This window comes from Schumannella soli, from assembly GCF_006517435.1.
Classification (GTDB): domain Bacteria; phylum Actinomycetota; class Actinomycetes; order Actinomycetales; family Microbacteriaceae; genus Schumannella; species Schumannella soli.
Window position 1 is genome coordinate 1,303,171 of record NZ_VHQG01000002.1, and the last position, 20,456, is coordinate 1,323,626.

Sequence of the window (20,456 nt, forward strand, 5' to 3'; positions counted from 1 at the left end):
CGACGTTCTCCTGGACGCCGGAACCCCTTAGACTTCAGCGAATACCGCCGCGTCGTCCACGTCGCAGCACAACTCACAACGCAAGGAAAGACATGGCCACCGGCACCGTCAAATGGTTCAACTCCGAGAAGGGCTTCGGCTTCATCGCTCCCGACGACGGCTCCGCCGACGTCTTCGCGCACTTCAGCGCGATCTCGGGCAACGGCTACCGCAACCTCGATGAGGGTCAGAAGGTCGAGTTCGACGTCGAACAGGGCCAGAAGGGTCTGCAGGCCGCGAACATCCGCGCCCTCTGATCACTCTCTGATCACTCCAGAAGCCGGGATGCCGGCCGCTTCGGCGGTCGCGCATCCCGGCTTCTGCGTTCTCCGGGCCCCGATCCCCGGTTCGGGGTGATCCGGGTGAGCTTCTGCATCGTTGACCGGAAGAACACAGGTGCGTGACCTACTCTGAACGCAGCGAACGGCAGCTGCCCTTGGCTTCAGCCGCCGGAAGGCGGACCGAACATCGGGGTCGCCATGTCGCTTCTCTCCACGCTCGTACCCGGGTCCGACGGCGGTCGCGCCGATTCGCTCGGCCCGGTGCAGTTCACCCGCGCGACGAGCGAGACATTCCCGCCGGTCGCGAAGGCGTACACCGAGCTGTCGGGCGAGGTGCGTCGACTCGACCTGCTGCGCCGCGCCGTCGGCTTCTACTCGATCCTCGGCGTCGTACTGCTGCTCGCGCTCGGCGGCTGCGTGACCGGCTTCATCCTGCTCGGTGAGAGCTGGCTGCAGCTGCTCATCGCCGGCGCGCTCGGCATCGTCTTCACGCAGATCGCCTTCGTCGCGCACGAGGCCGGGCACAAGCAGGTGCTCACGCGAGGCCCGGCGAATGACCGGCTGGCACGCATCCTCGCGGCGACCGTCGGCATGAGCTACTCCTGGTGGGAGGCCAAGCACACCCGCCACCACGCCAACCCGAACCGCGTCGACAAGGACCCGGATGTCGCGAAGGACACGATCTCGTTCCTCGAAGAGGATGCCGTGCGGGCGCGCGGCCTGATCGCGGCGATCACCCGCTTCCAGGGCTGGCTGTTCTTTCCCCTGCTGACGCTCGAGGGCGTCAACCTGCACTGGATGAGCCTGCGCCACCTGTTCTCGCGCGGCAGCGTCAAGTCGCGCTGGTTCGAGCTCGGCATGATCGCCGCGCGGTTCGCGATCGTGCTCGTTCCGGTGTTCCTGCTGCTGCCTCTCGGCATGGCCTTCGCCTTCGTCGGGGTGCAGCTCGCCGTCTTCGGCGTCTACATGGGCGCCTCCTTCGCGCCGAATCACAAGGGCATGGCCGTGATCGCGAAGGACGCGCGTCTCGACTTCTTCACCAAGCAGGTGCGCACCTCGCGCAACATCCGGGGCGGCTGGTGGGCGACGGCGCTCATGGGTGGCCTCAACTATCAGATCGAGCACCATCTCTTCCCGAGCATGGCCCGCCCGCACCTGTCGAGCGCCCGCCAGCTGGTGCAGGAGAAGTGCGCCGAACTCGCCGTGCCCTACACCGAGACGAGCCTCGGCCAGTCGTACGCGATCGTGATCGCGTACCTCAACCGCGTCGGCCTCGCCGCCCGCGACCCCTTCGAGTGCCCGATGCTCGCCCAATACCGCCGGGCCTGATCCGAGCGATCCCTCCGACGGGGCTCGGTCTCCTGGCCGGGCCTCGCCGGTCCTGATGTCGGCGTGCCGGCCGGCCCGACCCGAACCCGGCGGCGGGCACGCCGACCGCCTGCGGATCAGAAGTCGCGCAGGTTGCCGACGACGCCGCCCTGGCCGTAATCGCGGCGAAGCACGCCGCGCCGACGCAGGATCGGCACCAGCTCATCCAGCGTGCGGTGGATCGTGACCGGGTGCAGGTCGCCCGAGAAGATGAAGCCGTCGGCGGTGCCGTCGTCGCCGAGCTCCTCGATGAAGTCGGCGATCTCGTCGGCGGTGCCGACGTAGCCCTCGCGGCTCGACACGCGGCCGAGGCGGGCGTGCTGAGCCAGCACCTGGCGCAGCGGCTGCTCGGCGAAGTCGTCGAAGCGGCCGAGCAGGCCCCTGATCGTGCCGCGGGAGACGTGCTGGCCGAAGACGCCCTCGTCGAGCGGACGGTCGAGGTCGAGCGCCGTCAGGTCGGTCTCCGAGTCGGATGACCAGCCGAGCGCGATCTCGCGCAGCTGGCCCTCGTCCGGGTCCGCCGACGCGGCGACGATCCGGTCCGCTTCCTCGCGGCTGCTGACGATCTGCGGTTTGAACACGAACAGGGTGCGGATGTCGCGCTCGCGCCCGTAGACGGCGGCCGCCGCGCGCACCTTCTCGGCGTAGGCCCGGATGCTGTTCACGTCGAGCGAGGCGAGCGCGAGCTGCACGTCGGAGTGCTTGCCGGCGAAGTCGATGCCGCGCGGCGATCCGCCGGGCGACACGATCGCCGGGTCGCTGAGCTCGAAGGGCACGGCGTTGAGCGGACCCTCGAAGCGGAAGAACTCGCCCTCGTGCTGCGTCGCGGTGATGCGGCTCGCATCCGCGTAGCGCCCGGTCTGGGCGTCGGCGACGACGGCGCCCTCGCCCCAGCTGTGCCAGAGCTCGCGGATGCCGCTGATCCACTCGTCGGCGCGATCGTAGGCGCGGTCGTGCGGCACCGGCTCGAGCCCGAGGTGCCGGGCGCTGCCCGTGTCGGTGACGACGTTGATGCCGACGCGGTGATCGCTGAGGTGGTGCAGGCTCGCGAACTGGCGCGCCGCGACGTAGGGCAGCCAGCTGGCGACGTTGACGGTCGGCACGATGCCGAGGTGCTGCGTCGCATTCAGCAGGTAGGGCGTCAGCGCGACCGGGTCGTGCTTCGGCGCGCCGTAGGCCCCGCGGATGCGCAGGTCGAGCGTCTCGGGGAAGCCCGCCGACAGCGCGTCCTCGATGATGACCAGGTCGAGCCCGGCCTGCTCGAGGGCGCGCACCGACTGCTGGTAGAGGTCGGGGCGACGCCAGTCGTAGTCCCAGTCCCAGTAGGGCTTGCCCCAGCCGTGCGGGCCGAAGCCGCGCGAGAGGAACCAGCCGAAGTGCTGCTGCTTGGCCATCAGACGGCCTCCGCGATCCGGTCGAGCGCGGCGATGCGCGGGTCGGGTTCGGCGACGGCCCGCGCCGTCACCGCGGTCGGGTCGGCGTCGTCGAACGGGGAGCCGACGGCATCCCCGTCGACCGAGCCGAGCGCCCGGATCGCGGCGAGCCCGCGCTCGAGGTCGGCGACGAGGTCGTCGACATCCTCGAGGCCGATCGAGAGCCGCAGCAGCCCCTCGCCGATGCCGGCCTCGCGCTTCTCGGCGTCGGTGCGCAGCACGTGGGTCGTGGTGGAGGGATGCAGGATGAGCGAGCGCACGTCGCCGAGGTGCGTCATGCGGGTGAAGATCTCGAGCGCGTCGTAGAGCGCGCGGGCGGCGGGGCGCCCGCCGGCGAGCGTGATCGCGAAGACCGAGCCGTAGCCGGCCGTGAAGTAGCGCTCGGCGACGGCGTGGTGCGGGCTCGAGTCGAGTCCGGCGTAGTCGACGCTCGCGATCTCGGGCTGGGCTTCGAGGAAGCGCGCGACCGCGAGCGCCGACGCCGACTGGCGTTGCACCCGCAGCGAGAGCGTCTCGATGCCCTGCTGGATGAGGAAGGCGTGCAGCGGCGAGGGCACGGCGCCGAAGCGCGGCACGACGAGCTCGCGCAGGTAGCGCACATATGCCTGGTCGCCGTGGCGCTCGACCGCGGTGCGGCCGTCGGATCCGCGGCGCTCGCTCAGCTGCGGGTAGCCGCCGGCGCCCCAGTCGAAGCCGTGGCCGGTGACGATGAAGCCGCCGAGCACCGAGCCGTGACCGGCCAGGAACTTGCTCGCGGAGTGCACCACGACATCCGCCCCGTGCTCGAGCGGACGCACCAGGTAGGGCGTCGCGAGGGTGTTGTCGACGACGAGCGGCACGCCGTGGCGGTGCCCGACCTCGGCGACGGCGGCGATGTCGAGCACGTCGTTCTTGGGGTTCGGGATGCTCTCGCCGAACAGCACGCGGGTGCTCGGCGTGATCGCGGCCTCCCAGGCCGCCGGGTCGTGCGGGGCGGTGACGTAGCTGATCGTGACGCCGAAGCGCTCGAGGTGCTCGCCGAGCAGGCCGCGCGTGCCCTCGTAGATGCTCGCCGAGGCGACGAGGTGGTCGCCCGCGTTGAGCAGGCCGAGCAGCGCCCCGGCCACGGCGCCCTGACCGCTCGCGACGAGGATCGCGTCATCGCCGCCCTCCAGCGCGGCGATGCGGCGCTCGGCGGCGGCGGCGGTCGGGTTGCCGTGGCGCGAGTAGACGTAGCCGTCGCGCTCACCCGAGAACAGCGCGCCCGCGGCGTCGAAGTCGTCGAGCTCGAAGCCCGCGGTGAGGAAGATCGGGGTCGTGCGCGAGCCGTGCTGCGCATCCGACTGGTCGCCGGCATGCAGCTGGCGCGTGCTGAAGCCCAGCCCGGAGCCGGCGGCGTGCAGCGGTCGATCGGTCGTCACGGTTCTGTGCTCCTCGCGGTGCGGACGCCCGGCGCTTCGTCGGCGCGGACGCGGGCAGTTCGGTCGCGGCTTCCGCGTCGTCGCGGAGGCCGTTCCGAGCAAACTACGTGCTCACGCGTGCACCCTCGACGATGGCTGTCACACGGCGTCATCCGGCCGGACGGTCGATCCCCGTCGACGGGACGGGAGGCGTCGGACCGCGACGGATCAGGCGAGAGTGCGGGCGAGCTGACCGAGAGTGAAGGTCCAGCCCTGCAGGTTCAGTTCGCCGGGAGCGTCGCTCGTCCAGGGGCCGCTGTGCTGCACGGTCACCTCGGTGCCGGGCCGCTCGGTGCTCGGCGTGAGCCGGATCTCGACTCGCTCCTCCGGGTCGCTGCGCTCGGCGTCCCGCCAGCGCCAGGTGAGCACCAGGCGCGATTCCGGCTCGACCGCCTCGAATCGCCCGACGAGGTGGATGCCCTGCTGCGGCGCGGCGATCGAGTAGTCGTCGCCGACGACGGCGTCGAAGCGGACGTCGACCCCTGCCCAGTGCGACCACCACCACGAGCCGACGCCCGCGCTCGTCGTCAGGGCGGTCCAGACCCGGGAGAGGTCGGCGGCGACGAACTGGGCGACATGGATCCGCGGGCCGGGCATGGGCGGATCATGACCTCTCGACCTGCAGGAATCCGGTGCCCTTCCCGTTTCGCCGACGTCAGCGGGCGATCGTGATGCCCGACGACGGCGGATCGCTCGCCACCGCCGCGCAGTCCGCGATGCCGAGTCGCTGGGTACCGGCGACGCGCAGCAGGCGCAGCTTCTCGGCATCCTCGCTGCCCGGCGCCGCCGAGTAGAGCACGAGCCGCAGGTCGCTGCCGGGCGCGGTCAGCACGTCGCAGTCGACGGTGACGTCGCCGACGGCCGAGCCGTGCACGATCTTGCGGCTCACCCGGTGCTCGGCGACGTGCGCGGTGCTCCAGCGGCGGGCGAAGTCGGATGAGGCCTCGGTGAGGCGCGCGATGAGCCGGCGCAGACCCGCATCCTCCGGGTATCGGCCGACGGCGGCGCGCAGGTCGCCCACGAGATCGGCGGCGAAGGCCTCCTGGTCGACCGGGGTGTGGGTGACGTGGTCGTCCTGCTCGACGAAGGTGCGCCAGGCGACGTTGCGCTCGATGCCGACGCGGTGCGACGGGTCGCCGTGCAGCGCCGCCCAGAGCTCGTTCCAGCGCAGCAGGTCCCAGGTCGCCGAGTAGACGGCGACCGGGGTGTCGGTGCAGCGGTCGAGCAGGCGCTGCACGCCCGGCGTGATGTGCACGGGCACGGTGCCCGCCGAGGGCGGCGCCGCGCCCGCCGCGCGATAGAGGTGATCGCGCTCGCGTTCGTCGAGTCGCAGCGCCCGGGCGAGGGCGCCGAGCAGCTGGGTCGAGGGATGCGTCGCGCGCCCCTGCTCGAGGCGCACGATGTAGTCGACGCTCACCCCGGCGAGCAGCGCGAGCTCCTCCCGCCGCAGGCCCGGCGTCCGACGTCCGGCCCCGGCCGGCAGACCGACGTCGTCGGGGCGCACCCGGTCGCGCCAGGCGCGCAGCACCTGCGCGAACTCGTCCATGCCTCCATGGTGCCCTTCGCGGCGAGCGGCTGCCTGGTACTCCTGTTCCCCCTCTCGCTCAGACCCACCGTCAGCCGGTGCCTGGTCCCCCGCCGCCGATCAGCGCAGGCTCGAGGCATGACCACGACACTCATCACCGGAGCGAACCGCTCCCTCGGACTCGAGACCGCCCGCCGCCTGATCGAGGCCGGCCACACCGTCTACGCCGGCATGCGCGACACCGCGTCCGGCGAGGCCGCCCGCGAGATCGGCGCCCACCCCGTGCAGCTCGACGTGACCGACCAGGCGAGCGTGGATGCCGCCCTCGCCTCCCTGCCCGAGCTCGACGTGCTCGTCAACAACGCCGGCATCCTCGGCACCTCCTTCGGCGTCGACGACCTCGACGCCGACGCGATCGCGACCGTGCTCGACACCAATGTGACCGGCCTCGTGCGCGTCACCCAGGCGGCGCTGCCGCTGCTGCGGCGCTCGGCGAACCCGGTCATCGTCAACGTCGCCTCGGGCGTGGGCTGGCCGAAGTTCCTCACGACGCCGGGCACCGACGAGTTCCCGGTACCCGCGATCCCGTACGCGGCCTCGAAGGCGGCGGCGATCGCGCTGACCGTGCAGTACGCGAAGAACCTGCCGTCGTTCCGAGTCAACGTGAGCGACCCCGGCTACACGGCCACCGATTTCAACCGGCACGGCGGGCACCAGACGGTGACCGAGGGCACGGATGCGACCGTGAAGCTGGCGCTGCTGGGCACCGACGGGCCGACCGGCGAGTTCCACAACCGCTTCGGGCGGATCGAGTTCTGAGAACGGCTGCGCCGGTTCTCGGCGGGCGTCGGGCGTCGCGGCGTCGGATAAATGGAGGTCCGAGGCGGCGAGGGACGCAGAACGTGCCGGTGGCGACGGACGGCCAGCGGCGTAGGACGCGGCGGATGTGGGCTGCGCGGGACGCAGCCAGCGACGTCAGGCAGCCAGCGGCGATCGGCAGCGACCAGCGCTGACCGTGAGCGGTGCCGCTGGCCGCGAGCGGCACCGCTGATCACCACGACACGATCTCCAGCAGCTCACGGCTCCGAGACTCGGCCGGTCGAACGGCGCACACGGTCGATGATGCGAGCGCCCGCCGCAACTGTCACCAACGGATCGTGCGGTCGCGCGGCCCGCACTACTGCAGACCGGACCTCCGAGAGCGTCGATGGCGCGTGCACTCGATCCGGCGTTCTGACGTCGACTTCAGTGGAGCCGGTATGTCGGTGGAACATGCATCTGATCTGCGGTTCTGATCGGCAGTGGTGTTCCGGCGGATGTCGGTGGTGACTGTCACAGTGCAGGTATGGAGAAGCCCACGACGACACCCGGGAGCGACGGTCGAGCGCCGTCCGCTGACGGCGGCGGCGTCGACGGCGTCGTGACGCCAACTGCAGGCGGCGTCGCCGGTGGTGTGGCTGGTGGTGACGCGTCGTTGCCCGGGCTGGTACGTGACGCGGAGTCGGCGCTGGCGTTGTTGACGGCGGGTCAGGTGGCGGAGGTGCGGATGCTCGCCCGAGCAGGCCAGCTCGCCGAGACCGAGGCGGCGGGTTCGCCGGCGAACGTGCGGACGCATGACATGGCGCTGAGGTCGATCGCCGCCGAGATCGGCGGGGTGCTGCGTTCCCCGGACCGGACGGTGCAGCGCCGGATCGGGGAAGCGCGGGAGATCGTGGAGTTCTATCCGGCGGCGTTGTCGGCGTGGGAGCACGGGTTCATCACCCGCGGCCACGTGACGGTGATCGTCGATGTGGGTCGTGTGGTTCCGGTGGATCGTCGGGCCGAGTTCGAGCGGGAGGCGATCGACCGCAGCCTGAACGACACCCCGAACCGGCTGCGTGCCGGGCTCGAGCAGTACGCGGAGAGACTCACGGAACAGTCCTTCACCGAACGACACCAGGACGCCGCCCGCCAGCGCGCGGTGCGCCTGGTCCCGGGCCGAGACGGGATGTGCGATGTCATCGCCACGGTCCCGACGGTCATCGGCGACGGCATCCTCGACCGCCTCACCCGCATGGCGAACGCGGTGCAGGACGCCGACTCCGCACTCGAGGGAACGACGCCCTCGGTCGGCACGGCGGGCACCGATCGTCGCACGGCCGATCAGATCCGCGCGGACCTGTTCGCGGACCTGATCCTCGCCGGGTCGCCCGCGCTCGACCCGACCGTCCACGGTGACGGGGCGGGTGCGCTCGGGGCGATCCGCGCGCAGGTGCAGGTCACCGTCTCGGCGTTGACGCTCCTCGGCGACAACGAGAACCCGGCTGACCTCGTCGGCCGCAGCCCGATCGACGCCGGGACCGCCCGCTACCTCGCCGGCGAGACCTCGTCGTGGACGCGACTGCTCACGAATCCGCTCGACGGGACCACGGTCGCGGTCGACCGGTACAGGCCGAGTCTCGAACAGCGTCGCCACCTGCGTGCCCGAGATCTGCACTGCCGCTTCCCCGGATGCCGACAGGCCGCGATCCGCTGCGAACTCGACCACACCGTCGACCACGCCCTCGGCGGCCCCACCGCTCTGACCAACCTCGCTCACCTCTGCCAGCGACATCACTCGATGAAGCAATTCACCCCCTGGCGAGTGGAACAACATCCCGGCGGGGTCCTGGAATGGACCTCCCCGACCGGCCGCATCTACCGCGAAGACACACCAGCGCCACCGGTCGCCTTCGTGCCCCTCGGACACCCCATCCGCCACCACGCCCGGCAACGGCCGGCGGAACTCGACGACCCGCCCGAGCAGATCGACGATCCGCAGGATCTATTCCACGACCCGGGCGGGGTGCCCGATCCGCCGGATGCCGTCAGCGTCCCCGTGCGGCGAGCTGACCACGACTGCGACCTCGCGCCGTTCTGATCGAACGACGCCAGAACGCTCCGCCGCACGCTCTCGACGTCGCCCTTGGCAGTACGCAGCGCTTCACGGCAACGCGCGAGTGTTCACACGGCCGACCCATCACATCGCGCGGCAGCGGCAGCCGCAGTCGCAGTCGCAGTCGCAGTCGCAGTCGCAGCTGAAGTCGCAACGGGAGCCGCAGCCGCAGCGATCGCCGGAACCTCACCCCGGCGCAACAGCAGTTGCCGACACCGATCACATCCGACACGGGACGATCGACGCCGCACCACACCCGGGCAATCGGCCACAGACCGGGATCAGCTCGAACTCCGCTGCGATGGCTCGAGCCTGCGCGGAGCGCTCGACGCCACGTCACAGCCGGTAAGCCGTCGGCCTCCGGCCCGCATCGGCGTGATCTCCACGGCGGCGCATCGAGCCGACGCGGACGCGGACGCGATCATCAGGAAAGCGCAGTCGTCGGAGTCTCAGACCACCGAACCGCACCGCCCCGGAGGCGCTCCAGACCGGGCTACGCAGCCGACCTGGCACGCCCTCAGACGACGCGGGCGACAGCGAACTCAGGCCGCGGCGGCATCCCCGGCGTCGACCCGCGGGCGCGGACGGCGCGCCGCAGCGCGCGCGACCCCGGCTCGGCGCAGGCCGGCCGCGATCGCGAGTCCGATCGCCGTCGCGGCGACGCCGCTGGCGATGTTCAGCGCGACGAAGGCGATCTGCAGTCCGAGCGGGAACGAGTCGAGGTCGAACGAGGCCCAGGCGAACAGCGGGTAGGCGACGCCGACGAGCACGGCGCCGGCGTAGTGCTGCGCCAGCGTCCAGAAGCGGTAGCCGACGATCAGGAACGCGACCTCGGGGAAGAACGCCCAGAACAGGTTCGTCAGCACCGAGGTGAAGCCGTAGCCCGAGAACGGCACGATCACGAGCCCCGAGATGAGACCGACCAGCAGCCCCGCCCCCGGCCGCTGCAGCAGACGCAGCGCCACGACGGCCGGCAGGATCCACAGCCCGCCGAGCACGGCGCTCGCGAACGGCGCCGTCGCGAACAGCACCGTCGACACCCAGTTCGCCGGGATCAGCAGGATGCCGCCCGCGACGCCGATCACGGCGCAGGTGAGCAGGTAGACGGTCGTCACGCGACCGCGGCTGCGGCGTGCGGCGTGCGGCGAGGTCGACGCCGGGCCGGCAGCGGGAGCGGGAGCAGGCGCGGAATCCCCGCCGGCGGCCGGACGGGCGCTCGACGAGGAATCAGTCGGCGGGGTGGTCGAGGTCACGGGGTCTCCTGGATCGGAACGGATGGGATGGGGCGGGCGCGCGAACGCGGCCCGCGTCAGAGCAGCAGCAGGATCGCGGCGGTCGCGAGCCAGAACAGGGCGATGAACACGACGTCGCGCGCCCGGAACGGGATGCGGTGCCGTTCGGTGCGGGTGCGGAACGCCCCGAAGGCGCGCGAGTCCATGGCGTGAGCCACGCGCTCCGCGTGCCGGATGGCCCCGGCGAGCAGCGGGATGACGTAGCTGAACTGGCGGCGGACCGCGGCGATCGGACCGCGCCCGCCCGTCATCCCGCGCACCCGGTGCGCCGCGCGGATCACGTCGAGCTCGTAGCGGAAGCGCGGCACGAAGCGGAACGCCGCCAGCGCGGTGTACCCGATGCGGTAGGGCAGACGTGCGTGCTGCACGAGCGCACGCACCAGGTCGACCCCGCTCGAGGTGAGACCGCCGATGAGGGTCAGCGCGACGACCGCGGTGAGCCGCAGCGCGGTCGCCAGGCCGGTGAGCAGCGAGCCCTCGAGCAGGCGGTAGTCGCCGATCCACAGCAGCACGGTCGTGCCGGCCGCGTGCCGTGGGTCGGCCCAGAAGCCGAAGCTCGCGGTGAGCAGTGCGACCATCGCGATGCCCGCGACCGCGAGCCCCAGCGCCCGCCGCGGGGCGACGGCCGCCCCGACCAGAAGCAGCAGCACGGCCAGTGCGAGGAAGGCGAGCGGCTGCGGGATCGAGCGGGTGAACAGCAGCAGCACCATGGCCGGCAGCGGTCCGAGCACGGTCGCCAGCGGGTTCAGATGGTGCAGGAAGCGGCGCCGCGGCACGTCCGTCGCCGAGGCGTAGGGGTCGAATCGCGCCGTCGTCGCAGCTGTCGCCGCCGTCGCGGGTGCCGCCGCGGTCGTCGCGCCGACCTCGGTCGCCGATCCCGCGCTCACGGCAGATCCGCCATCCGGGTCAGGCCCCGCCAGGCTGGATGGCGGGTGAGCCCGCCCAGCGCGGTCGCGAGCGGCGGGCGCCGCAACCCGGCACGCTCGAGCTCATCGCCGGCGAGGATGCGACCCGTCTCCCCCGCCGCGAGCACGCGGCCGCCGGCGAGCACGGCCGTGTCGCTCGCGTGGTCGGCGACCAGCTGCAGGTCGTGCGTCACGGCGATCACGGTCGTTCCGCCCGCGACGAGGTCGTCGAGGATGTCGAGCAGCTCGGCGGCGCGGGCGCGATCCTGCCCGAAGGTCGGCTCGTCGAGCGCGAGCACCTCGGCCCCGGTGATGAGCGCGGTGCCGACCGAGAGCCGGCGCTTCTGCCCACCCGAGAGCAGGAAGGGATGCACGTCGCGCAGCTCGCCCAGGTCGACGCGGGCGAGCATCGCCTCCACCCGCGTCGCGATCTCGTCGGGGTCGACGCGGCGCAGCTCGAGGCCGTGCGCGAGCTCGTCGGCGACCGTGCCGCGGATGAACTGGTGCTCGGGGTTCTGGAAGACGAAGCCGATGCGGTCGGCGAGGCGTCGCGCATCCGTCGTCGCCGGGTCGAGACCCGCGACCCTGATCCGGCCCTTCGGGGCGCGGATGACGCCCGCGATCGCCTGCAGCAGGCTCGTCTTGCCGGCGCCGTTCTCGCCGACGAGCGCGAGGAAGCGGCCGCGTCCGAGGGCGAGGTCGACGTCGTGCAGCACGGGCACGCCGCCGCGGCTCAGCGCGAGGCCGCGGACGTCGAGGGCGAGGTCGGATGCGGGCGGTGCGACGGTGTCCGCCGCCGTGCCGTTCGCACGCCCCTCGGCGGCGGCGCTGATGGACTCGCGCTCCCGCTCGGCGACGCGCGTCCGCGGCTCCGGCAGTTCGATCGCGTCCAGCGCGCGCGTCAGGTCGGCCGGCGTGAGCGGCAGCGGGTCGAGGTGGATGCCGGCGGCCCGCAGTCGCAGCGCCGCGAGCGTCGACTCGGGCAGCCAGACGCCCAGATCGTGCAGCTCCTCCGCCCGTTCCGTCAGCACCTCGCGCGCCGGGCCCGACGCGGCGACGCGCCCCAGCCCATCCAGCACGAGCACCCGGTCGACGAGCTGCATCGCGGCGTCGAGGTTGTGCTCGATGAGCACGAGGGCGTGATCGCCGGTCGCGACGAGCTCGGCGAGGGCGGCGTAGACCTCGTCGATGCCGGCCGGGTCGAGGTTCGCGGTCGGCTCGTCGAGCACGATCAGCGGAGCGCGCAGGGCGAGCGCGGCGGCGATCGCGAGCCGCTGCCGGCCGCCGCCCGAGAGCCGATCAGGATTCTCGTCGCGCCGCTCCCAGAGCCCGACGCGGCGCAGCGCCGCCTCCGCGCGCTCGAGCACCTCCTCGGCGGGCACGAGCAGGTTCTCGGGCCCGAAGCAGACCTCATCGAGCACCGTTCCCGTGACGATCTGCGCATCCGGGTCCTGGAACACCATCGCGACGTGCGCGCTGAGCCGGCCGACCGACTCGTGGTCGGTGCCGATGCCCGCGACCCGCACCGTGCCCTGCATGTCGGCGGGGATCGACTGCGGCGTGAGCCCGTTGAGCGCCGACGCGAGTGTCGACTTGCCCGACCCGGAGGGGCCGAGCAGCAGCACGACCTCGCCGAGCCGCACCTCGAGGTCGACGCCGTCGGGCGTCCACCGCGGGCGGTCCTCGTGGCGGATGCGCAGACCGCGCACCTCGAGCGGCAGCGGCGTCTCCGTCGCGGCAGCCGCGACCGGCGACGCCGTGGATCTCGTGGATGCCGCCGAGGCGTCGACCGAGGGGGTCGAATGCGGCGGCGTGGTCACGCGCCCAGTATAGGTAAGGCTTGCCTCACCTCGAATCGCGCCGGATTCGTCAGCCTGCCTCGCCGAGGATCTGACGCAGCGTGGGCAGATCGATCCGCTCGGGCGCGCCGTCCGTGCGGTCGTACACCTCGATCGCGAGGCCGTTCTCGACGAGCAGCTCGGCGGTGCCGAGCACGCGGGGCGCGGCGGCGAGGTGATCGGCGCCGAACAGGCTCACGGTGACGACGGGCTCGCGCGACTCGGCCGCGCGTTGCAGCTCGCCGAGCGAGCGCCCCGTCGTGCGGTTGAGCGCCTTGAGAAGCCGGGTCGACGGCGTCAGCGGTTCGGCCAGCGCCACGCTGATCACGACCTCCGGCTGATGCTCGATGCCGCCGGTGCCGTTCGCGTCGTCGTCGCTCATGCCTCGATCATCGCGGATCCGGCCGGGCAGACCGGGCAGGAGCGGCCCGCTCGCCGACGACCGCCGCATCCGCCTCGGGCACGATCGCCGGCTCGGCCGCGCCGCGCCGTCGCGTCACCAGGAACGAGCCGGCGAGCACCAGCACGAAGCCGACGATCGTCCACACCGTCACCCGCTCGCCGAGCACGAGCGCGCCGGCGGCGATCGCGACCGCGGGGTTGACGTAGGTGATCATCGTCATGCGCACCGGCCCGATCTCGCGGATGAGCGCGAACATCAGCAGGAACGCGAGCGCGCTGCAGATCAGGCCGAGTCCGACGACCGAGCCGAGGACGGGCAGCGACGGAACGGATGCGGGGAACGCGCCGGTCAGCGCCGTCACCGGGACGTAGACCACGGCGGCGAGCGCGAGCGACACGGCGACCACGCCGAGGCCGGGCAGGTCGGACATCCACCGCGCCAGGATCGCCGGTCCGAGCGCGTAGCCGACGACGACGATCGCGAGCTCGGCGACGCCGACCAGGTCGGATCCGGCGACGTCGAGGCCGACGAGCGCGGCCACGCCGAGCGTGCCGAGCACCATCCCGGCGACGCCCCAGATGCCGAGCCGCTCGGGACGCCCCATGACGATCGCGACGATCACCCCGACGATGGGGACGGCCGCGAGCAGAAGTCCGGAGGTCGAGCTCGGCAGCCGGGTCTCGGCGCTCGAGAGGAAGAACCAGGGCAGCACGATCTCGACGATCGTGTAGGCGAGGAGCGTCTTCCAGCGCTTCAGCACCACGAGCACCTGGCGGCGGGCGAGCGCGAGCGGCAGCAGCACGATCGCGCCGATCGCGGTGCGGCCGAGCACGACCGCGGCCGGTTCGAGCTCGCCGACGGCGACCTTGATCAGCAGGTACGGAACGCCCCAGGCGAGCCCGAGCGCCGCGAACAGGATCACGCCGCGCCGAGTCATGTGGCCAGGCTAGTGATGGCGGCATCCGTCGCGCCGTCGAGATCCTGCCAAGAATCGTGGCAGGGATGACGTCGGCCGGGCTCCGGTCCCGCTCTCGCTGCTGCTCCGCTCAGACCACCCGGCGGCCGGCCCGCCAGACCGCGTGCGTCAGCGGCATGCCCGGCCGGTAGGCGAGGTGGCTCGCGCTCGGGGCGTCGAGCAGGTGCAGGTCTGCTCGCGCCCCGACCGCCACGACGCCGAGCCGCGGGCGCTCCGGCCGATCTCCGACGGCGGGATGCGCGCGGTGACGGTCGAGCGCGATCGCTCCACCGAGCGTCGCGGCCCGCACCGCCTCCGCCACCGTCAGCCGCATCTGCAGCACCGCCGTCGCGACGCAGAAGGCCATCGACGACGTGTTCGAGGTGCCGGGATTCGCGTTGCTCGCGATCGCGATCGGCACGCCCGCGTCGAGCAGGCGCCGGGCGGGCGCGAGCGGCATCCGCGTCGACAGGTCGCAGGCGGGCAGCACGGTCGCCACCGTGCCGCGCTCGCGCGCGGGGTCGTGCCAGGTGCCGGCCAGCGCATCCACGTCGCCCTCGTCGAGGAAGCCGACGTGATCGACGCTGAGCGAGCCGTGCTCGACCGCGAGCCGCACGCCCGGCCCGTAGCCAAGCTGGTTGCCGTGCACGTGGGTCGCGAGTCCGCGCTCGGCGGCGGCGCGCAGCACTCGCGCGCTCTCCTCCTCGCTGAAGGCGCCCTGCTCGCAGAACACGTCGACCGCGCTCACGTGCGGCGCGACGGCGTCGAGCATCGGACCCGTCACCAGGTCGAGGTAGGCGCTGCGCCCGGAGGCGCCGTCGGCCTCCGCCTCCGGCGGCACGACGTGCGCGCCGAGGAACGTGACCTCGTCGGCGTAGCGCGCCGCGATCCGCGCGGCCCGCTCCTCGTCGGCCACCGTCAGCCCGTAGCCCGTCTTCGTCTCCAGCGCGGTCGTGCCCGAGGCCTGCGCCTCGCTGACCCGCTGCACGAGCAGACGCTCGAGTTCGCCCTCGTCGGCCGCGCGCGTCGCGGCGACCGTGGTGGCGATCCCGCCCGCGACGTAGGCCTGCCCGGCCATCCGGGCCTCGAACTCGGCCGAGCGGTCGCCGGCGTAGACCAGGTGCGTGTGCGCGTCGACCCAGCCCGGCAGCGCGGCGCGACAGCCGACATCCAGCCGCTGATCGACCGAGGGCGCCGCCGACGCCTCCCCCACCCAGACGAAGCGGTCGCCCTCGATCACGACCGCGGCATCCGTGATGCGCGCCCCGTCGCGGTGCTCGTCGTCGTTCGTCGTGAGCTCGCCGATGTTCGTGACGAGCAGGGTGCCCGGCGAGGTCATGCGGCGCCGCCGTCAGTGCCGGCAGCGAGGTCGGCGCCGTCGCGGATCGTGGGCGCGATCGGCACGCGCACCCCGCGGTCGGCTGCGACCTCGGCGGCGCGGGCGTAGCCGGCATCCACGTGCCGCATGACCCCGAGAGCCGGATCGTTCGTCAGCAGCCGCTGCAGCTTCTCGGCGGCGAGCGCGGTGCCGTCGGCGACGCCGACCTGGCCGGCGTGGATGCTGCGACCGATCCCGACGCCGCCGCCGTGATGGATCGAGACCCAGGTCGCGCCCGACGATGCGGCGGTGAGCGCGTTGAGCAGCGGCCAGTCGGCGATCGCGTCGGAGCCGTCGAGCATCGACTCGGTCTCGCGGTACGGCGAGGCGACCGAGCCGGAGTCGAGGTGATCGCGCCCGATCACGATCGGCGCCGAGATCTCGCCCGACGCGACGAGCTCGTTGAAGCGCACGCCCGCCTTGGCGCGGTCGCCGTAGCCGAGCCAGCAGATGCGGGCCGGCAGCCCCTCGAACTCGACGTGCTCCTGGGCCGCCGCGATCCAGCGATGCAGGTGCTCGTTCTCGGGGAACAGCTCGAGCATCGCGCGATCGGTGACCTCGATGTCTTTCGGATCGCCCGACAGGGCGACCCAGCGGAACGGTCCGAGGCCCTCGCAGAACAGCGGGCGGATGTAGGCGGGCACGAAGCCGGGGAACGCGAACGCCCGCTCGAAGCCGCCCTGGCGCGCCTCGTCGCGGATCGAGTTGCCGTAGTCGAAGACCTCGGCGCCGGCGTCCTGGAAGCCGACCATCGCGGCCACGTGCGCCGCCATCGACTCGCGGGCGCGGCGGGTGAAGTCCCCGGGATCGGCCGCCGTGCGGTCACGCCACTCGTCGACGCCGATGCCGATCGGCAGGTAGGAGAGCGGATCGTGCGCCGAGGTCTGGTCGGTCACGACGTCGATCGCGACGCCGCGGCGCAGCAGCTCGGGGAACACCTCCGCGGCATTGCCGACGACCCCGACGCTGAGCGCCCGACGCTCGGCCTTGGCGGTCAGCACTGCGGCGAGCGCCGCATCCAGATCCGTCTCGACCTGATCGAGGTAGCGCTTGCCGGCGCGACGACGCAGCCGGGTCTCGTCGACATCCACGATCAGGCAGACGCCGCCGTTGAGCGTGACGGCGAGCGGCTGCGCGCCGCCCATGCCGCCGCATCCGCCGGTCAGGGTGAGGGTGCCGGCGAGGGTGCCGCCGAAGCGCTTCGCGGCGACCGCGGCGAAGGTCTCGAAGGTGCCCTGCAGGATGCCCTGGGTGCCGATGTAGATCCACGAGCCGGCCGTCATCTGGCCGTACATCGTGAGCCCCTCGGCCTCGAGCCGCCGGAACTCGGGCCAGGTCGCCCAGTCGCCGACGAGATTGGAGTTGGCGAGCAGCACCCGCGGCGCCCAGGGGTTCGTGCGCAGCACGCCGACCGGCTTGCCCGACTGCACCAGCAGCGTCTCGTCGTCGGCGAGCCCGGTGAGCTCGGCGGTGATCGCGTCGAAGGCCTCCCAGCTGCGCGCGGCGCGACCGGTGCCGCCGTAGACGACGAGATCGTCGGGACGCTCGGCGACCTCGGGATCGAGGTTGTTGTGGAACATGCGCAGCGGCGCCTCGGTCTGCCAGCTGCGGGCGGTCAGCTCGGTGCCGCGCGCAGCGCGCACGGGGCGGGATCCGGGGAGGGCCATCTCGTCACCTTCCTCGCCGCGGGCGTCGGTGCGCGCGGCGTGCTGGTCGTGTCATCGGGCGATGCTGTCGAGCGGTGTCGCTGTCGATGCGGTCGAGCGATGCTGTCGAGTCGATCCAAGCTCGGGTCTCCCGGCGCGGCAACGCGCTGCGCGGTGCGCCTGTCTGGCCGGCCAGACGCCGGCGACACCGGCGGTGTCCAGCGGCTCTCAGGGGCGGGCGGCCAGACCCGCCGCGGACTCGAGCACGAGCTGCGCCGCGAGACGCACGGTGCGCCCGTCGGGCGCGTCGGCCGCCGCGTCGATCTCGGTCAGATCGAGGGAGGCGACGCGCGCATCCGCCGTGATCGTGCGCACGGCACGTCGCAGCTCGGCCGCCGACAGCCCGCCGGGCACCGACGCCGGGCAGCCGGGCGCGACGGAGCGGTCGCACACATCCACGTCGACGTCGACATGGATGCGGGCCGTCGGCCCGGCGCCGCCCGCGATCTCGAGCGCCTCGGCCACCGCGTCGGCGATCGGCCGGTCGAACAGCTCGTCGCGCGTGATGACCGTGATGCCGAGGCAGCGCGCCCGACGCGAGTACTCGAGCGAGTTCGCGAAGTCGGCGATGCCGATCTGCACGATCCGCCGCGGGTCGAGACCGGCCTCGATGAGCCGGCGCACCGGGGATCCGTTGCTGATCCCCTCGCGCAGGTCGTGATGGGCGTCGAAGGTGATGAGGCCGGCCTCGGCGATCCGGTCTCCCCAGGCTCCGAGGGCGACGGGGACGGTCGCGGCGTTGTCGCCGCCGAGGGCGAGCAGCAGGCGGGTGCGCCGAGCGAGGGCGCTGAGCGCGGCGATCGCGCGCTGCTCGCCGTCGACGCCGTCGGCGTCGGGGTCGGCGCCGTGGTCCGGGTCGAGGAGATCACCCGCATCGGCGAAGCGCAGCTCGCGCTCGAGGTCGACCGCGCCGCGACCGGGCACGTTCGCGAACGCCGAGTACCGTCGCAGCGCCGCCCGGATCGCCGCCGGCGTCGTGTCGGCGCGACTCGGCGACAGCGAGGTGCGGTGGGTGCCGACGCCGACGAGCGTGAGATCGCTGTCCCGGGCGCTGTCCCCGGCGCCGGGCGCCGGCCACGACCCCGTGCGCGGCCAGAGCGGATCGTGCACGAGGGCGGTCGCGGGCGGGCGAGCGGGGTCGGGCTCCGACGTCATGGCCGGGATGCTATCCGCGCGGCGCGCTCCGGGTCAGCGCGGCCGCTCGCGCCGGTGTCTGAGATGACAGACGCGGATGCGGCGGAACGTCGTCCGCGTCATCCCGCCAGGCAGTCGAATGGGCGCATGACGTCGAGCAGCGCGCACCCCGGCACCCCGGCACCCGAGACCCCGACCAGCACCACGACGACCGGCGCCGCGCCGACCGATGCCGCCACGACCGCCGCCGAATCGACCTCCAGCGGATCCGACGACAGCGTCGTCATCCGCCTCGGCGGCCGCTCCCTCTCCCCCGCCGACGTCGTCGCCGTCGCCCGCCACGACGCCCGTGTCGAGCTGAGCGAGCGCGCCCTCGCCGACATGGCCGCGAGCCGTCGCGTGATCGACGAGCTGGCGAGCGACAGCGCCCCGCACTACGGCGTCTCGACCGGCTTCGGCGCCCTCGCGACCGTGTCGATCCCCCGCGAGCAGCGCCGCCAGCTGCAGCGCAGCCTCGTGCGCTCGCACGCCGCCGGAACCGGCGCGGAGGTGGAGCGCGAGGTCGTGCGCGCCCTGCTCCTGCTGCGCGTCGACACGCTCGCCTCGGGTCGCACCGGCGCCCGCCCCGAGGTCGCGCAGGTCTACGTCGATCTGCTCAACGCCGGCATCTCGCCGGTCGTGCACGAGTACGGATCGCTCGGCTGCTCCGGCGACCTCTCTCCGCTCGCTCACTGCGCGCTCGCCGTCATGGGCGAGGGCGAGGTGCGCGACGCCGACGGGGTGCTGCGCCCGGCCGCGGACGCGCTCGCCGAGGCCGGCATCACCCCGGTCGTGCTGGAGGAGAAGGAGGGCCTCGCGCTCATCAACGGCACCGACGGCATGCTCGGCATGCTGCTGCTCGCGCTTCACGACCTCGAACGGCTGCTGCGGGTCGCGGATGTCAGCGCCGCCGGCAGCGTCGAGGCCCTGCTCGGCACCGACGCCGTCTTCGCCGCCGACCTGCATGCGCTGCGACCGCATCCCGGCCAGGCCGCCTCCGCCGCGAACATGGCCCGCGTGCTCGCCGACTCGGGGCTCGTCTCGCGCCGCACCGCCGGGCAGTTCACCCGGGTTCAGGATGCGTACTCGCTGCGCTGCGCCCCGCAGGTGCACGGCGCCGCTCGCGACACCGTCGACCACGCCGCCCGGGTCGCCGCGATCGAGCTGACCAGCGCGATCGACAACCCCGTCGTCACGCTCGACGGCCGCGTCGAGTCGAACGGCAACTTCCACGGCGCGCCCGTCGGCTACGTGCTCGACTTCCTCGCGATCGCCGCCGCCGACGTGGCCTCCATGTCCGAGCGCCGCACCGATCGCCTGCTCGACGTGAACCGAAGCCACGGACTGCCGCCGTTCCTCGCCGGCGACCCCGGCGTCGACTCGGGGCTGATGATCGCGCAGTACACGGCCGCCGGCATCGTCAGCGAGCTCAAGCGCCTCGCCGTGCCCGCCTCGGTGGACTCGATCCCGTCGTCGGCCATGCAGGAGGACCACGTCTCGATGGGATGGACCGCCGCCCGCAAGCTGCGCCGCGGTGTCGACGGGCTCGGCCGGGTGCTCGCGATCGAACTGCTCGCCGGCACCCGCGCGCTCGACTTCCGCGCGGGCGCGGTCGCGGGGGCGGCCGGAGCTGTGGACGCGGCACCGGGATCGGCGGGCTCGGCCGTGCATGCGCTGTTCCGCACCGACATCGCCCCCGCCGGCGACGACGTCGTCACCGCACCCGACATCGAGCGGGCCGTGCAGCACGTCGTGTCGGGGCGCGTGCTAGAAGTGGTCGAGGGCGCGGTCGGCGCGCTCGCCTGAG

Annotated in this window: 17 protein-coding genes; 5 read left to right on the plus strand and 12 right to left on the minus strand. The window is 72.9% G+C overall.

Annotation, left to right across the window (positions count from 1 at the left end; all coding sequences use genetic code 11):
- Positions 1-92: 92 nt before the first annotated feature.
- Together cspE and FJ657_RS11730 are read left to right on the plus strand one after the other, a co-directional pair.
- A complete protein-coding gene (gene cspE, locus FJ657_RS11725; protein ID WP_141144047.1) occupies positions 93-296 on the plus strand; it encodes a transcription antiterminator/RNA stability regulator CspE in 204 nt (67 codons plus the stop codon).
- A gap of 222 nt (positions 297-518) precedes the next feature.
- Positions 519-1,649, plus strand: a complete 1,131-nt coding sequence (locus tag FJ657_RS11730) for a fatty acid desaturase family protein (protein ID WP_141163789.1) — start codon at positions 519-521, stop codon at positions 1,647-1,649.
- A 116-nt stretch (positions 1,650-1,765) separates the two neighbouring features.
- Here the strand turns inward: FJ657_RS11730 and FJ657_RS11735 are convergent, their stop codons facing one another.
- From FJ657_RS11735 to FJ657_RS11750, 4 genes are all read right to left on the minus strand, one after another.
- Positions 1,766-3,082 carry an LLM class flavin-dependent oxidoreductase gene (locus FJ657_RS11735; protein ID WP_141163790.1) on the minus strand — a complete coding sequence of 439 codons (1,317 nt, stop codon included), beginning with the start codon at positions 3,080-3,082 and terminating at the stop codon, positions 1,766-1,768.
- Positions 3,082-4,521 (minus strand): O-acetylhomoserine aminocarboxypropyltransferase/cysteine synthase family protein, encoded by a 1,440-nt coding sequence (locus tag FJ657_RS11740; protein ID WP_255447283.1) that lies wholly within the window; start codon positions 4,519-4,521, stop codon positions 3,082-3,084. Before FJ657_RS11740 ends, FJ657_RS11735 begins: the two co-directional genes overlap by 1 nt.
- A 207-nt stretch (positions 4,522-4,728) precedes the next feature.
- A complete protein-coding gene (locus FJ657_RS11745; RefSeq protein WP_181408947.1) occupies positions 4,729-5,157 on the minus strand; it encodes an SRPBCC family protein in 429 nt (142 codons plus the stop codon).
- 58 nt (positions 5,158-5,215) lie between these two features.
- A complete protein-coding gene (locus FJ657_RS11750) occupies positions 5,216-6,106 on the minus strand; it encodes a helix-turn-helix transcriptional regulator (protein ID WP_141163792.1) in 891 nt (296 codons plus the stop codon).
- A 117-nt stretch (positions 6,107-6,223) separates the two neighbouring features.
- Between FJ657_RS11750 and FJ657_RS11755 the strand changes: the two genes are divergently transcribed.
- Positions 6,224-6,904 carry an SDR family NAD(P)-dependent oxidoreductase gene (locus FJ657_RS11755; protein ID WP_141163793.1) on the plus strand — a complete coding sequence of 227 codons (681 nt, stop codon included), beginning with the start codon at positions 6,224-6,226 and terminating at the stop codon, positions 6,902-6,904.
- A 526-nt stretch (positions 6,905-7,430) separates the two neighbouring features.
- The gene (locus FJ657_RS11760; RefSeq protein WP_141163794.1) at positions 7,431-8,984 is read left to right on the plus strand and encodes an HNH endonuclease signature motif containing protein; all 1,554 of its coding nucleotides are present in this window, start codon (positions 7,431-7,433) and stop codon (positions 8,982-8,984) included.
- 557 nt (positions 8,985-9,541) lie between these two features.
- Here the strand turns inward: FJ657_RS11760 and FJ657_RS11770 are convergent.
- The 8 genes from FJ657_RS11770 to FJ657_RS11805 all read right to left on the minus strand — a co-directional run bounded on the left by FJ657_RS11770 (position 9,542) and on the right by FJ657_RS11805 (position 18,631).
- On the minus strand, positions 9,542-10,252 hold the full coding sequence (locus FJ657_RS11770; protein ID WP_255447284.1) for an ECF transporter S component: 711 nt from the start codon (positions 10,250-10,252) through the stop codon (positions 9,542-9,544).
- 56 nt (positions 10,253-10,308) lie between these two features.
- A complete protein-coding gene (locus FJ657_RS11775) occupies positions 10,309-11,178 on the minus strand; it encodes an energy-coupling factor transporter transmembrane component T (protein ID WP_255447285.1) in 870 nt (289 codons plus the stop codon).
- A complete protein-coding gene (locus tag FJ657_RS11780; RefSeq protein ID WP_219995901.1) occupies positions 11,175-13,016 on the minus strand; it encodes an ABC transporter ATP-binding protein in 1,842 nt (613 codons plus the stop codon). Before FJ657_RS11780 ends, FJ657_RS11775 begins: the two co-directional genes overlap by 4 nt.
- 49 nt (positions 13,017-13,065) lie before the next feature.
- Positions 13,066-13,416, minus strand: coding sequence for a hypothetical protein (locus FJ657_RS11785; RefSeq protein WP_141163796.1), 351 nt, complete (start codon positions 13,414-13,416; stop codon positions 13,066-13,068).
- Positions 13,417-13,423: 7 nt separating this feature from the next.
- Positions 13,424-14,374: a DMT family transporter gene (locus FJ657_RS11790; RefSeq protein WP_141163797.1), complete on the minus strand. Its 951-nt coding sequence runs from the start codon at positions 14,372-14,374 to the stop codon at positions 13,424-13,426.
- Positions 14,375-14,483: 109 nt separating this feature from the next.
- Positions 14,484-15,731 carry an amidohydrolase family protein gene (locus FJ657_RS11795; protein ID WP_141163798.1) on the minus strand — a complete coding sequence of 416 codons (1,248 nt, stop codon included), beginning with the start codon at positions 15,729-15,731 and terminating at the stop codon, positions 14,484-14,486.
- On the minus strand, positions 15,728-17,437 hold the full coding sequence (gene hutU / locus FJ657_RS11800; RefSeq protein WP_141163799.1) for a urocanate hydratase: 1,710 nt from the start codon (positions 17,435-17,437) through the stop codon (positions 15,728-15,730). Before hutU ends, FJ657_RS11795 begins: the two co-directional genes overlap by 4 nt.
- 207 nt (positions 17,438-17,644) lie before the next feature.
- Positions 17,645-18,631: an arginase family protein gene (locus tag FJ657_RS11805; RefSeq protein WP_141163800.1), complete on the minus strand. Its 987-nt coding sequence runs from the start codon at positions 18,629-18,631 to the stop codon at positions 17,645-17,647.
- A 126-nt stretch (positions 18,632-18,757) separates the two neighbouring features.
- Between FJ657_RS11805 and hutH the strand changes: the two genes are divergently transcribed.
- Entirely contained in the window at positions 18,758-20,455 is a 1,698-nt protein-coding gene (gene hutH, locus FJ657_RS11810; protein WP_141163801.1) for a histidine ammonia-lyase, read from the plus strand.
- The last annotated feature ends 1 nt before the right edge of the window (position 20,456 follow it).